Raw genomic sequence first — 13381 nt, 5'->3', positions numbered from 1 at the left:
GGGAATGACCCCGGCAGCGGTGACCTGTTTGAGCGAGGATTACTCGTCTTCCAGTTCGATGTTGATGCCCAGCGAGCGGATTTCTTTCAACAGTACGTTGAAGGATTCCGGCATGCCCGGTTCCATCTGATGGTTGCCATCTACGATGTTCTTATACATCTTAGTACGGCCGTTCACGTCATCAGACTTAACGGTGAGCATTTCCTGCAGGGTGTAGGCGGCGCCGTATGCTTCCAGCGCCCACACTTCCATCTCCCCGAAGCGCTGACCACCGAACTGAGCCTTACCACCCAGCGGCTGCTGAGTAACCAGGCTGTAAGAACCGGTAGAACGCGCGTGCATCTTGTCGTCGACCAGGTGGTTCAGTTTCAGCATGTACATGTAACCTACGGTTACCTGACGCTCGAACTGTTCACCGGTACGGCCGTCGAACAGGGTAATCTGACCAGAAGATGGCAGACCGCCCAGTTGCAGCAGTTCTTTAATTTCCGCTTCTTTTGCACCGTCGAATACTGGCGTTGCGATTGGCATACCTTTCTTCAGGTTTTCAGCCAGACGCAGCACTTCATCATCGGTGAAGGTGTTCAGGTCAACTTTCTGACGAACATCAGAGCCCAGATCGTAAGCACGCTGGATGAACTCGCGCAGTTTCGCGACTTCTTGCTGCTGTTTCAGCATGGCGTTGATCTTATCGCCGATACCTTTCGCAGCCATACCCAGGTGGGTTTCAAGGATCTGACCGATGTTCATACGCGATGGTACGCCCAGCGGGTTCAGTACGATATCTACCGGCGTACCGTTAGCATCGTGCGGCATATCTTCGATCGGGTTGATCTTAGAAATTACCCCCTTGTTACCGTGACGACCTGCCATTTTGTCACCAGGCTGGATACGGCGTTTAACGGCCAGGTATACCTTAACAATCTTCAGCACGCCCGGTGCCAGATCGTCGCCTTGGGTGATTTTGCGGCGTTTCGCTTCGAGTTTTTTCTCGAACTCGTGTTTCAGCTCGTCGTACTGCTCAGCAAGCTGTTCCAGCTGATTCTGTTTCTCTTCGTCGGTCAGACCGAGTTCCAGCCAGCGATCGCGAGGCAGTTTGTCCAGCTTCTCAGCTTCGACACCACCGGCAACCAGCACAGCGTAGATACGGCTGAACAGGCCAGCTTCGAGGATCTGCAGTTCTTCAGACAGGTCTTTCTTAGCCTGCTTCAGCTGCATCTCTTCGATTTCCAGCGCACGTTTGTCTTTTTCTACGCCATCGCGAGTAAAGACCTGAACGTCGATAACAGTACCGGAAACGCTGTTTGGTACGCGCAGAGAAGAGTCTTTAACGTCAGACGCTTTCTCACCGAAGATCGCACGCAGCAGCTTCTCTTCTGGCGTCAGCTGGGTTTCACCTTTCGGCGTTACCTTACCAACCAGAATGTCGCCACCGGTGACTTCTGCACCAATGTAAACGATACCGGATTCATCCAGTTTGGAGAGCGCAGCTTCACCCACGTTAGGGATGTCAGCAGTGATCTCTTCTGGCCCCAGCTTGGTGTCACGGGACACACATGCCAGTTCCTGAATGTGGATGGTGGTGAAACGGTCTTCCTGAACAACACGCTCGGATACGAGAATGGAGTCTTCGAAGTTGTAACCGTTCCATGGCATGAATGCCACGCGCATGTTCTGACCCAGCGCCAGTTCACCCAGATCGGTGGACGGGCCATCTGCCAGCACGTCACCGCGCTCGATTGGCTCACCCAGAGACACGCAAGGCATCTGGTTAATACAGGTGTTCTGGTTAGAACGGGTGTATTTGGTCAGGTTGTAGATGTCGATACCCGCTTCGCCCGGATACATCTCGTCTTCGTTAACTTTGATAACGATACGGGATGCGTCGACGTACTGAACGGTACCGCCACGTTTAGCAACTGCAGTAACACCGGAGTCAACGGCAACAGCACGTTCCATACCGGTACCAACCAGCGGCTTATCAGCACGCAGAGTTGGAACGGCCTGACGTTGCATGTTCGCACCCATCAATGCACGGTTGGCGTCATCGTGTTCCAGGAACGGGATCAGGGACGCACCGACGGATACCACCTGTTGGGTGGATACGTCCATGTAGTCAACCTGATCGCGGCTGAACAAGCTGGATTCGCCTTTGCTACGGCAGGTAACCAGATCTTCTACAAAGTGGCCTTCGTCATCCAGGTTGGAGTTCGCCTGAGCGATAACGTAGTTGCCTTCTTCGATAGCAGACAGGTAATGAATTTCGTCGGTTACAACACCGTCGGTCACTTTACGGTACGGCGTCTCGAGGAAGCCATATTCGTTAGTCTGTGCGTACACGGACAGGGAGTTGATCAGACCGATGTTTGGACCTTCAGGCGTTTCGATTGGACATACGCGACCGTAGTGAGTCGGGTGTACGTCTCGAACTTCGAAGCCTGCACGTTCACGGGTCAGACCGCCCGGGCCGAGTGCGGAGATACGACGTTTGTGCGTAATCTCAGACAGCGGGTTGTTCTGATCCATAAACTGAGACAGCTGGCTGGAACCAAAGAACTCTTTCACTGCTGCAGAAATCGGCTTGGCGTTGATCATATCCTGAGGCATCAGGGTATCCAGATCGCCCAGAGACAGACGCTCTTTCACCGCACGCTCAACACGTACCAGGCCAACGCGGAATTGGTTTTCCGCCATTTCGCCTACGGAACGGATACGACGGTTGCCGAGGTGGTCGATATCATCCACTTCGCCTTTACCGTTACGGATATCGATGAGCTTCTTCATCACTTCGATGATGTCGTCTTTGCTCAGGATACCGGAACCTTCGATCTCGTCGCGCAGCAGAGAACGGTTGAACTTCATACGACCAACCGCAGACAGGTCATAGCGGTCTTCGGAGAAGAACAGGTTCTCGAACAGGCTTTCAGCAGCTTCACGAGTTGGCGGCTCACCAGGGCGCATCATGCGGTAGATTTCTACCAGCGCGCTCAGACGATCGTTAGTTGGGTCGACGCGTACAGTTTCAGAAATGTAGGCACCGTGGTCCAGATCGTTAGTGAACAGCGTTTCGATACGCTTGTGGCCAGACTGGCTCAGCTTAGCCAGCAGATCCAGGCTCAGCTCCATGTTAGCTGCGCAGATCAGCTCGCCAGTAGATTCGTCAACGTAGTCTTTAGAAGCGACTTTGCCAGCGATGTACTCAACCGGAACTTCGATATGCTTGATATCGTCTTTTTCCAGCTGGCGAATGTGGCGCGCAGTAATACGGCGGCCTTTTTCAACGTACACTTTACCGTTCGCTTCGATGTCGAAGGACGCGGTTTCGCCACGCAGACGTTCTGGAATCAGTTCCATCTGCAGCTTGTTGTCACGAATTTCGAAAACAACTTTCTCAAAGAACAGGTCAAGGATCTGCTCAGTGGTGTAGTTCAGCGCACGCAGAATAATGGTCGCAGGCAGTTTACGGCGACGGTCGATACGTACGAACAGGTTGTCCTTCGGATCGAATTCGAAGTCCAGCCAGGAACCACGGTAAGGAATGATGCGCGCGTTATACAGCACTTTACCCGAAGAGTGGGTTTTACCTTTATCGGAGTCAAAGAAGACGCCTGGGCTACGGTGCAGCTGAGAAACGATAACACGCTCAGTACCGTTGATAACAAAGGTACCGTTGTCGGTCATGAGCGGAATTTCGCCCATGTAGACTTCTTGTTCTTTAATGTCTTTTACGGTGCCTTCCGGCGCTTCGCGCTCGTAGATCACCAGACGCAGTTTCACGCGCAGCGGTGCGGAATAGGTCACGCCACGGATCTGACATTCCTGAACGTCAAAGACAGGTTCGCCCAGACGGTAGCTGACGTATTGCAGCTCGGAGTTACCGCTGTAGCTTTTAATAGGGAATACGGAACGGAAAGCAGCTTCCAGACCATACTGACCTTCAGGATCTTGCTCGATAAACTTCTGGAACGAGTCAAGCTGGATAGAAAGGAGATATGGGACATCCAGAACTTGTGGACGTTTACCAAAATCCTTACGAATACGTTTTTTCTCGGTATAGGAGTAAACCATAGGGTTCCTCAGCTCGCTGACAAGTCGACGCATCTGTCCATTGGCAGACAGTTTGTGCAACACTATTTTGTTGACCGGAAAATGGAACACTTTCCGCAATACCTGTTGCTATCACGCTTAAACCATTTCATTGCGATTTACACAGAGCGAGCACCCTGTCGCAATATATTAAGTCGTCGATAGAAACATGCATTGTCAGGACAACCAGTAGTCAAACAGTGTGAAATGCTACTGGCGCCATACAGCGCAAAATGGCTGGTGACTAAAAAGTCACCAGCCATCGGCCTGATTTCTCAGGCTTCAACTAGAAAAGTTGGCTTATTTAACTTCAACTTCAGCGCCAGCTTCTTCCAGAGATTTTTTCAGTGCTTCAGCGTCATCTTTGCTCACGCCTTCTTTCAGAGCGGCTGGAGCAGATTCTACCAGGTCTTTAGCTTCTTTCAGACCCAGGCCAGTTGCGCCACGTACTGCTTTGATTACAGCAACTTTGTTAGCGCCAGCAGCTTTCAGAATTACGTCGAATTCAGTTTTTTCTTCAGCAGCTTCAGCCGGGCCAGCAGCTACAGCTACAGCAGCAGCAGCGGAAACACCGAATTTTTCTTCCATTGCAGAAATCAGTTCTACAACGTCCATTACGGACATAGCTGCAACTGCTTCAATGATTTGATCTTTAGTGATAGACATTTAAATTGTTCCTGAAAATCAGAATAAGTTTATACGTAAGCAGATACTTTACAAAGAGGACTGCTATTAAGCAGCTTCTTTCGCATCGCGTACAGCAGCCAGAGTGCGAACCAGTTTGCCAGCCGAAGCTTCTTTCATGGTTGCCATCAGGCGTGCAATTGCTTCGTCGTAGGTCGGCAGGGTTGCCAGGCGATCGATGTTCGATGCCGTGATCAACTCACCTTCAAAGGCTGCGGCTTTGACCTCAAATTTTGCATTCGCTTTCGCGAACTCTTTGAACAGACGAGCAGCAGCGCCCGGGTGTTCCATAGAGTATGCAATCAGGGTCGGACCAACAAACGTGTCTTTCAGGCACTCGAATGGAGTACCTTCAACGATGCGGCGCAGCAGGGTGTTACGAACAACACGCATGTATACGCCAGCTTCACGACCTGCTTTACGCAGTTCAGTCATTTTATCTACAGTAACGCCACGGGAATCCGCAACTACTGCAGACAGCGCGCCTTTGGCTACTTCGCTGACTTCAGCAACAATCGCTTGTTTGTCTTGAAGATTTAAAGCCATTAGCTTTGCTCCTGGATGTTTGCCGGAACTCATGTTCCGGAACTCACTTCACTCTCCCCAATGGAGAGAGCGTCTTAATACGGTGAGCAGAAACAAGCCAGAGTATTAAAAATAATCTTAGCGTTCTGTCACCGTCTACGCAGGGCATTAAGTTTCTTACGAAACACCTGCGGTCTTCGACGGAGGCCTGGATAGGCCAGGCTCCAACGAACAAATCTTTTAGCCGCTAACTTTCGTTAGCAAACGTGGGGGTAAGATTGTAGACAAAATCACCGCCCACGTAAAGGCATTAGTTTGCAGCAGCGCTCAGGCCAGCCTGGTCAACTGCAACACCTGCACCCATGGTGGTGGAGATGCTAACTTTCTTGATGTACACGCCTTTCGCCTGAGTTGGTTTTGCTTTTTTCAGCGCAACCAGCAGAGATTCCAGGTTTTCTTTCAGTTTGTCAGCGTCAAAGTCCACTTTACCGATGGTGGTGTGGATGATGCCGTTTTTGTCGTTACGATAACGAACCTGACCTGCTTTAGCGTTCTTAACCGCTTCAGCAACGTTAGGGGTTACAGTACCAACTTTCGGGTTTGGCATCAGACCGCGTGGGCCCAGAACCTGGCCCAGCTGGCCAACAACGCGCATTGCATCTGGAGATGCGATAACAACGTCGAAGTTCATTTCGCCTTTCTTGATCAGGTCAGCCAGATCTTCCATACCTACCAGCTCTGCGCCAGCAGCTTTAGCTGCTTCAGCGTTAGGGCCCTGGGTAAATACGGCAACGCGAACGGAACGGCCAGTACCGTGTGGCAGTACAGTTGCACCACGTACGTTCTGGTCAGATTTACGAGCGTCGATACCGAGGTTAACGGCAACGTCAACGCTTTCGTTGAACTTAGCAGTGGCCAGCTCTTTCAGCAGGGCAATAGCTTCGTTGATGTCGTACTGTTTAGTTGCATCAACTTTGTCACGGATCACGCGCATACGCTTGGTCAGTTTAGCCATTTCTTAGTCCTCCACTACCAGGCCCATGGAACGTGCAGTACCTTCGATGGAGCGAGTCATCGCTTCAATGTCGGCACCGGTCATGTCGGCAGCTTTGGTCTGCGCGATTTCCTGCAGCTGAGCGCGGGAAATTTTACCTACTTTGTCTTTGTTCGGCTTGCCGGAACCAGACTTGATACCAGCCGCTTTTTTCAGCAGAACTGCTGCTGGAGGCGTTTTGGTAATGAAGGTGAAAGAACGGTCAGCGTAAACGGTGATAACAACCGGAATTGGCAGACCTTTTTCGATGGAATCAGTTTTTGCGTTGAACGCTTTGCAGAATTCCATGATGTTCACACCCTGCTGACCCAGAGCTGGACCAACTGGTGGACTTGGGTTTGCCATACCAGCTGCAACCTGCAGCTTAACGTAGGCTTGGACTTTCTTAGCCATTCTAAAATCCTCAATGTGGGTGATAGCGCCTCTAAGAGGCTCCCCGTGATATAAAAATTCGTTTTACAGGCGTATGCCCATAAAAACAAAAGGCGCGAAATTGTATGTCAATTTCGCGCCCTATGCAACGATTAGATCGATGCTTTTTTGATCGCAGCCTTACGCTTTCTCTACCTGAGCAAAGTCCAGTTCTACCGGGGTCGCACGACCGAAGATAGAGACGGAAACTTTCAGGCGAGACTTCTCGTAATCCACTTCTTCAACCACGCCGTTGAAGTCAGCGAATGGACCGTCGCTAACGCGAACCATTTCACCCGGTTCAAACAGCGTTTTCGGACGCGGCTTATCACCGACTTGCTGCAGGCGGTTCATAATCGCATCAACTTCTTTGTCGCTGATTGGCGCCGGACGGTCAGAGGTACCGCCGATAAAGCCCATTACACGCGGAACGCTACGCACCAGGTGCCAGCTCGCGTCGTTCATCACCATCTGAACTAACACGTAGCCTGGGAAGAATTTGCGCTCGCTCTTGCGACGCTGGCCGCCACGAATTTCGACCACTTCTTCGGTCGGAACCATGACTTCGCCAAACAGCTCTTCCATGTTGTGTAATTTGATATGCTCGCGCAGCGAAGTGGCTACACGGCCTTCAAAACCGGAAAACGCCTGAACGACGTACCAACGCTTTTTAGGTGCTTCAGACATCTTAGAACCTCAGGCCAGTGATAAAGGATACCAGGCGAACCAGAATACCATCCAGTCCCCACAGGATCAGTGACATTACCGCAGTGACCGCAGCAACGATCAGCGTAGTGTGCAGCGTTTCCTGGCGAGTCGGCCAAATCACCTTACGAACTTCCGTTCTCGCTTCACGCGCAAACGCAACGGTCGCTTTGCCTTTCGTCGTCAACAGCGCGACACCACCCGCTGCAGCAATAATAATTACTACGGCCAGCGCACGCAGCGGCAGCATCATGTCGCGATAGAGGTAGTTGCCCACAATTGCCACGATAAGCAATACGGCAACAGCTACCCACTTCATCGCTTCCAGGCCGCGCCCGCTCCCTTGAGCTTCGGTATTCGCACTCATAAACCAACCTGTCAGAAGTATTCTACAAACATTTCCACCCCGCGAGAGCGAGGCGATCCAAACCGAAAGTAAGTTTCGGACTAAACGCCCTCTACAGAGCCTGTCTCAGCAATGATTATGGCAAAAATAATCACTGATGAGCCAGGTTCTGGTTCGACAGCGTACAAAAAGGGCATCAAATGATGCCCTTTTATTGCGCATTGCGTCAAATGTTATCAGCAATTAGCTCATTACTTTGGCAACAACGCCCGCGCCAACGGTACGACCGCCTTCACGGATTGCGAAACGCAGGCCATCGTCCATCGCGATTGGGTGGATCAGAGTCACAACCATCTTGATGTTGTCGCCTGGCATTACCATCTCAACGCCTTCTGGCAGTTCGATGGTACCGGTCACGTCAGTAGTACGGAAGTAGAACTGTGGACGGTAGCCTTTGAAGAACGGAGTATGACGGCCGCCTTCGTCTTTGGACAGAATGTACACTTCAGATTCGAACTTGGTGTGCGGCTTGATAGAGCCTGGCTTAGCCAGAACCTGACCACGTTCGATTTCTTCACGTTTGATACCACGCAGCAGAACACCAACGTTCTCACCAGCACGGCCTTCGTCCAGCAGTTTGCGGAACATTTCAACGCCGGTACAGGTAGACTTAGCGGTGTCTTTGATACCAACGATTTCAACTTCTTCACCAACTTTGATGATACCGCGCTCTACACGACCGGTAACAACGGTACCACGACCGGAGATGGAGAATACGTCTTCGATTGGCAGCAGGAACGGCTTGTCGATAGCACGTTCTGGTTCTGGGATGTAAGAATCCAGGAAGCCAGCCAGTTCGATGATTTTCGCTTCCCACTCTGCGTCGCCTTCCAGCGCTTTCAGAGCAGAACCACGGATGATTGGGGTGTCGTCGCCTGGGAAGTCGTACTGGGACAGAAGTTCACGAACTTCCATTTCAACCAGTTCCAGCAGCTCTTCGTCATCAACCATGTCGCATTTGTTCAGGAACACGATGATGTAAGGAACGCCTACCTGACGACCCAGCAGGATGTGCTCACGAGTCTGTGGCATAGGGCCATCAGTCGCAGCAACAACCAGGATCGCGCCGTCCATCTGCGCAGCACCGGTGATCATGTTTTTAACATAGTCGGCGTGGCCTGGGCAGTCTACGTGTGCGTAGTGGCGAGTTGGGGTGTCATATTCAACGTGGGAAGTGTTGATGGTGATACCACGAGCTTTTTCTTCTGGTGCGTTATCGATCTGGTCGAAAGCACGAGCAGCACCGCCGTAGGTTTTAGCCAGTACGGTAGTGATTGCAGCAGTCAGGGTAGTTTTACCATGGTCAACGTGGCCGATAGTACCGACGTTGACGTGCGGTTTGGTACGTTCAAATTTTTCTTTAGACATCGATAGTCCCTCTAATACACGGATAAATCGGTGATATCACCACATCAACCAGACAAAACGCCTGAAATGTTGAATGCATTAATTTAAACAGAGAGAAACGGGAGGGAGAAGAGAAGTGGTGCTGATACCCAGAGTCGAACTGGGGACCTCACCCTTACCAAGGGTGCGCTCTACCAACTGAGCCATATCAGCACGTCTGGAGCGGGCAGCGGGAATCGAACCCGCATCATCAGCTTGGAAGGCTGAGGTAATAGCCATTATACGATGCCCGCATCCTAAAACTCGGCTACCCAGTTCTTTCTGTGCCAAAAAAAAGAGATTGCTCTCTTTTCTTTGTTTGAGTTCGTCATTTTACCGACCAACTCTGGCTTCGCAATGCTTAGCCGGAAAGTGGTGGTGGGGGAAGGATTCGAACCTTCGAAGTCTGTGACGGCAGATTTACAGTCTGCTCCCTTTGGCCGCTCGGGAACCCCACCAGGTACTTGATGGTGCCGACTACCGGAATCGAACTGGTGACCTACTGATTACAAGTCAGTTGCTCTACCTACTGAGCTAAGTCGGCATCAAGTAGCGCGCATTCTATGGAGACCTGCGGCGACATGCAACTAAAAATTTGCATAAAATGTTCTATCGCTCATGTTTTGTGCACTCAAGCGTAAAAACTCAGCAAAATGGTATTTTTGTGAACGAAAATAGCGCGATTATCTCTATTCTCTGCGGCTTGCTGATACCATTTCAGGTCTGCTAGTGCCTGACTAGCTGTCGTCATTAGCAGTTTCGCTTCTTTACTATTACCTATCACTTACGCTCTCCGGTTGAGTTGGCAACAAACTCTGGGGTTTTCTCACGAAAGCACCACTCATTTGGATTTTTTCTTCTTTTTATATTCCATCTGGTGTTAACCTCCTGCCCATTGTCCTGATTAACTGAATGTGAAGCGTCCGTGTTATCAGCGCGGCAGCCAGAACATGCTTATGAGAAAACAAGAGCAAACGTTAATGACACCTTATCTACAGTTCAATCGTAGCCAGTGGGCGGCGCTGCGCGATTCCGTGCCAATGACCCTGACGGAAGGCGAAATTACACGCTTAAAAGGTATCAACGAAGATCTGTCGCTGGAGGAAGTGGCGGAGATCTATTTGCCTTTGTCACGTCTACTGAACTTCTATATTAGTTCTAACCTGCGTCGTCAGGCGGTGCTGGAGCAGTTCCTTGGCACTAACGGCCAGCGTATTCCTTATATTATTAGTATCGCGGGCAGCGTGGCGGTAGGTAAAAGCACGACCGCCCGCGTACTACAAGCGTTGCTTAGCCGCTGGCCCGAACATCGCCGCGTTGAGCTCATCACTACCGATGGTTTCCTGCACCCCAATGAGGTGCTGAAAGAACGCGGGCTGATGAAGAAGAAAGGCTTCCCGCAGTCGTACGATATGCATCGTCTGGTGAAGTTCGTCTCTGACCTGAAGTCAGGGGTACCCGACGTCACTGCACCAGTATATTCCCATCTTATTTATGATGTTATTCCTGATGGCGATAAAACGGTTACCCATCCAGATATATTAATTCTGGAAGGACTTAACGTGCTGCAGAGCGGGATGGACTATCCTCACGATCCGCATCATGTATTTGTTTCCGATTTCGTTGATTTCTCTATTTATGTTGATGCCCCAGAGAAGTTATTACAGTCCTGGTATATCAACCGCTTCCTGAAATTCCGTGAAGGTGCATTTACCGATCCGGATTCTTATTTCCATAACTATGCCCAGCTTTCTGAAGAAGAGGCGATTAACGTGGCTACGTCACTATGGAATGAGATTAACCTCATAAATTTAAACGAGAATATCTTACCAACGCGTGAGCGTGCGAGTCTGATCCTGACTAAAAGCGCCAACCACTCCGTTGAGCAGGTTCGCCTGCGGAAATAATCGTAATAAAAGAAAAGGGAGCCGAAGCTCCCTTTTTTATTCTGCGCTACGCAGTGAAATTTCGCCGCCCATCCAGGGTTTTATCACCCCGTCCTGTTCCAGCAATAATGCCCCTTGCGTATCAATACCGCGGGAAATACCAAATATCTCTTTATCACCGATAATTAACTTAACCGGGCGGTTGATAAAGTTATCTAATTTGTCCCAGCGAGAAAGATAAGGTGCTAACCCTTCCTGTTCGAAGAGGTACAAGGCGTCGTGCAGCTCGTTAATCAAGCGCGCTGCCAGCACATTACGGTCGATAACGATGCCGGCTTCCTGTAGGTTAATCCAGCCTTGATTTATCACATCGTTTTCAACGCGGCGCATGACCAGGTTAATCCCGGCACCAATAACAATCTGCGCGGCATCGCCGGTTTTACCGGTTAGCTCAACCAGAATGCCGGCCAGTTTGCGGTCATTCAGGTAAAGATCATTTGGCCACTTTACCCGTACCTTATCGGCGCCCAGACTCTGTAATACCTCCGCCATGATGATACCAATCACCAGGCTCAGGCCAATCGCTGCCGCCGGCCCCTGCTCTAAGCGCCAGTACATGGAGAGATAGAGGTTCGCACCGAACGGTGAGAACCACTTACGGCCACGACGGCCTCGACCTGCCTGCTGGTATTCCGCAACGCAGGCATCGCCGGATTTCAATTCCCCAATGCGGTCGAGCAGATATTGGTTCGTGGAGTCGATAACCGGGAGTACCGATACGTCACCGTAGTCGACAGCCTGGCGAATGCGCTCTGCTTCCAGTAATTGAATTGGCTCCGGCAGGCAGTACCCTTTGCCGGGTACGGTAAAGACATCAACACCCCAGTCACGTAAGGTCTGGATATGTTTGTTGATCGCAGCGCGGCTCATGCCAAGCTTTTCACCCAACTGCTCGCCGGAGTGGAAATCCCCGTCGGCCAGCAGAGAGATAAGCGTTAATGGCACCGTATTGTCTTTCATTTGATTACCTCAACCGCACTCACTTCACCCGCACGTCCGATAAAGCGGACTTCAGGCTCAAGCCAGACGTTAAATTTGTCGCCCACCTGCTGGCGGACATGGTGCGCTAGCTTAACCACATCGCTACTCAGCGCGTGGTCGACGTTAACCAGTACCAGCGCCTGCTGTTGATGAACAGCAGCACCGCCCTCAATATGACCTTTCAGCTGACACTGATCGATAAGCCATCCTGCGGCCAGCTTAACGCTGCCATCAGGCTGCGGATAATGCGGCGCTTTCGGGAAGTTCGTCAGCAGCGCTTCGGCATAATCGGGACTCACTACCGGGTTCTTAAAGAAGCTGCCCGCGTTACCGTTGACCTTCGGATCCGGCAACTTAGTCATGCGCATATGACAAACGGAGTCGAACACCTCACGCGGAGTCACTGTTTTTGGATCAAGTCGCGTAAGATCGCCGTACGTTAGTACCGGTTTCCACGCTTTTGCCAGTCGGAAACCAACGGCGACAATCGCAAAACGATCCTGGTAGGCATGCTTGAAGATACTGTCTCGATAGCCAAACTGACACTCTTCAGTGCTGAGGCGCTGATGTTCACCGGTTGTCAGCTCGATGCAATCAACATATTCACAGACATGCTGCAGTTCAACACCGTAGGCACCGATGTTCTGAATAGGGGATGACCCCGCACAGCCAGGAATGAGAGCCAGGTTTTCAAGGCCCGGCATACTGTTATCCAATGCATAACGCACCAGATTATGCCAGTTTTCCCCTGCGCCAACGTGCAGATGCCATGCGTCAGCCGTTTCGCTCACCTCGATACCTTTCAGGCGGTTCAGGATCACAGTGCCGGAATAGTCTTCCAGAAACAGGACGTTACTTCCTTCACCCAGGATCATAACAGGCAGCCCTTCACGGGTAGATTGCTGCCAGGCGCTCAGTAATTGTTGTTCATTTTCAGCGCATACGATGTGCTTTGCACAATGGTCAATGCCGAAGGTGTTCCAGGGTTTTAGGGAGTGGGTCATAGCTGCTTTCCTGATGCTGAATCGACGATAGTTTACCGTATCTGCTCGGGGAAGGCTTGCGGTTATATAGAGGGGGAGACGGCATAATAATGTAGCCCGGGCGAACGCAGTGACCCCGGGATTTTCACCGCACTTTCATTTTCCGCAGACGCAAAAAAGCCCATCCGTCAGGATGGGCTTCTTCACTAAATTG

11 protein-coding genes and 4 tRNA genes are annotated in these 13381 nt (G+C 51.1%); 1 reads left to right on the top strand and 14 read right to left on the bottom strand.

What is annotated here, in order from left to right:
* Positions 1-39: 39 nt before the first annotated feature.
* From rpoB to V6944_RS22140, 12 genes are all read right to left on the bottom strand, one after another.
* Positions 40-4068 (bottom strand): DNA-directed RNA polymerase subunit beta, encoded by a 4029-nt coding sequence (gene rpoB, locus V6944_RS22195; protein WP_185669940.1) that lies wholly within the window; start codon positions 4066-4068, stop codon positions 40-42.
* Between the two features lie 318 nt (positions 4069-4386).
* Positions 4387-4752: a 50S ribosomal protein L7/L12 gene (gene rplL, locus V6944_RS22190; protein ID WP_006176746.1), complete on the bottom strand. Its 366-nt coding sequence runs from the start codon at positions 4750-4752 to the stop codon at positions 4387-4389.
* Positions 4753-4818: 66 nt separating this feature from the next.
* Positions 4819-5316, bottom strand: coding sequence for a 50S ribosomal protein L10 (rplJ, locus tag V6944_RS22185; protein ID WP_185669941.1), 498 nt, complete (start codon positions 5314-5316; stop codon positions 4819-4821).
* A gap of 289 nt (positions 5317-5605) precedes the next feature.
* Positions 5606-6310 (bottom strand): 50S ribosomal protein L1, encoded by a 705-nt coding sequence (gene rplA, locus V6944_RS22180; RefSeq protein WP_035895924.1) that lies wholly within the window; start codon positions 6308-6310, stop codon positions 5606-5608.
* Between the two features lie 3 nt (positions 6311-6313).
* Positions 6314-6742, bottom strand: coding sequence for a 50S ribosomal protein L11 (gene rplK, locus V6944_RS22175; RefSeq protein ID WP_012133815.1), 429 nt, complete (start codon positions 6740-6742; stop codon positions 6314-6316).
* A 159-nt stretch (positions 6743-6901) separates the two neighbouring features.
* On the bottom strand, positions 6902-7447 hold the full coding sequence (gene nusG, locus V6944_RS22170) for a transcription termination/antitermination protein NusG (RefSeq protein ID WP_002438628.1): 546 nt from the start codon (positions 7445-7447) through the stop codon (positions 6902-6904).
* 1 nt (position 7448) lies between these two features.
* Positions 7449-7832: a preprotein translocase subunit SecE gene (secE, locus tag V6944_RS22165; protein WP_035895925.1), complete on the bottom strand. Its 384-nt coding sequence runs from the start codon at positions 7830-7832 to the stop codon at positions 7449-7451.
* 222 nt (positions 7833-8054) lie between these two features.
* Positions 8055-9239 carry an elongation factor Tu gene (tuf, locus tag V6944_RS22160; protein WP_115074753.1) on the bottom strand — a complete coding sequence of 395 codons (1185 nt, stop codon included), beginning with the start codon at positions 9237-9239 and terminating at the stop codon, positions 8055-8057.
* A 116-nt stretch (positions 9240-9355) separates the two neighbouring features.
* A tRNA-Thr gene (locus V6944_RS22155) sits at positions 9356-9431 on the bottom strand.
* Positions 9432-9436: 5 nt separating this feature from the next.
* Positions 9437-9511, bottom strand: a tRNA-Gly gene (locus V6944_RS22150).
* A gap of 119 nt (positions 9512-9630) precedes the next feature.
* Positions 9631-9715: transfer RNA gene (locus V6944_RS22145), tRNA-Tyr, on the bottom strand.
* 10 nt (positions 9716-9725) lie between these two features.
* A tRNA-Thr gene (locus tag V6944_RS22140) sits at positions 9726-9801 on the bottom strand.
* A gap of 412 nt (positions 9802-10213) precedes the next feature.
* On the opposite strand from V6944_RS22140, the gene coaA reads away from it, so the two are divergent.
* Positions 10214-11164, top strand: a complete 951-nt coding sequence (gene coaA, locus V6944_RS22135; protein WP_333500548.1) for a type I pantothenate kinase — start codon at positions 10214-10216, stop codon at positions 11162-11164.
* A 36-nt stretch (positions 11165-11200) separates the two neighbouring features.
* Here the strand turns inward: coaA and birA are convergent, their stop codons facing one another.
* Both birA and murB read right to left on the bottom strand, forming a co-directional pair.
* A complete protein-coding gene (gene birA, locus V6944_RS22130) occupies positions 11201-12163 on the bottom strand; it encodes a bifunctional biotin--[acetyl-CoA-carboxylase] ligase/biotin operon repressor BirA (protein WP_333500547.1) in 963 nt (320 codons plus the stop codon).
* Entirely contained in the window at positions 12160-13188 is a 1029-nt protein-coding gene (gene murB / locus V6944_RS22125; RefSeq protein ID WP_333500546.1) for a UDP-N-acetylmuramate dehydrogenase, read from the bottom strand. Before murB ends, birA begins: the two co-directional genes overlap by 4 nt.
* Positions 13189-13381 lie beyond the last annotated feature (193 nt).

The organism is Kluyvera sp. CHPC 1.2972 (assembly GCF_036759925.1).
In the GTDB taxonomy this organism is placed as follows: domain Bacteria; phylum Pseudomonadota; class Gammaproteobacteria; order Enterobacterales; family Enterobacteriaceae; genus Kluyvera.
Note: the sequence above shows the minus strand (reverse complement) of the source record. Positions and strands in the feature narration are given on the sequence as shown.

Bases quoted from the DNA above. Each gene is read 5' to 3' on its own strand.
- coaA (WP_333500548.1), top strand. From the start codon at position 10,214: ATGAGAAAACAAGAGCAAACGTTAATGACACCTTATCTACAGTTCAAT.
- rpoB (WP_185669940.1), bottom strand. From the start codon at position 4,068: ATGGTTTACTCCTATACCGAGAAAAAACGTATTCGTAAGGATTTTGGT.
- tuf (WP_115074753.1), bottom strand. From the start codon at position 9,239: ATGTCTAAAGAAAAATTTGAACGTACCAAACCGCACGTCAACGTCGGT.
- rplL (WP_006176746.1), bottom strand. From the start codon at position 4,752: ATGTCTATCACTAAAGATCAAATCATTGAAGCAGTTGCAGCTATGTCC.
- rplK (WP_012133815.1), bottom strand. From the start codon at position 6,742: ATGGCTAAGAAAGTCCAAGCCTACGTTAAGCTGCAGGTTGCAGCTGGT.
- birA (WP_333500547.1), bottom strand. From the start codon at position 12,163: ATGAAAGACAATACGGTGCCATTAACGCTTATCTCTCTGCTGGCCGAC.
- nusG (WP_002438628.1), bottom strand. From the start codon at position 7,447: ATGTCTGAAGCACCTAAAAAGCGTTGGTACGTCGTTCAGGCGTTTTCC.
- murB (WP_333500546.1), bottom strand. From the start codon at position 13,188: ATGACCCACTCCCTAAAACCCTGGAACACCTTCGGCATTGACCATTGT.
- secE (WP_035895925.1), bottom strand. From the start codon at position 7,832: ATGAGTGCGAATACCGAAGCTCAAGGGAGCGGGCGCGGCCTGGAAGCG.
- rplJ (WP_185669941.1), bottom strand. From the start codon at position 5,316: ATGGCTTTAAATCTTCAAGACAAACAAGCGATTGTTGCTGAAGTCAGC.
- rplA (WP_035895924.1), bottom strand. From the start codon at position 6,310: ATGGCTAAACTGACCAAGCGTATGCGCGTGATCCGTGACAAAGTTGAT.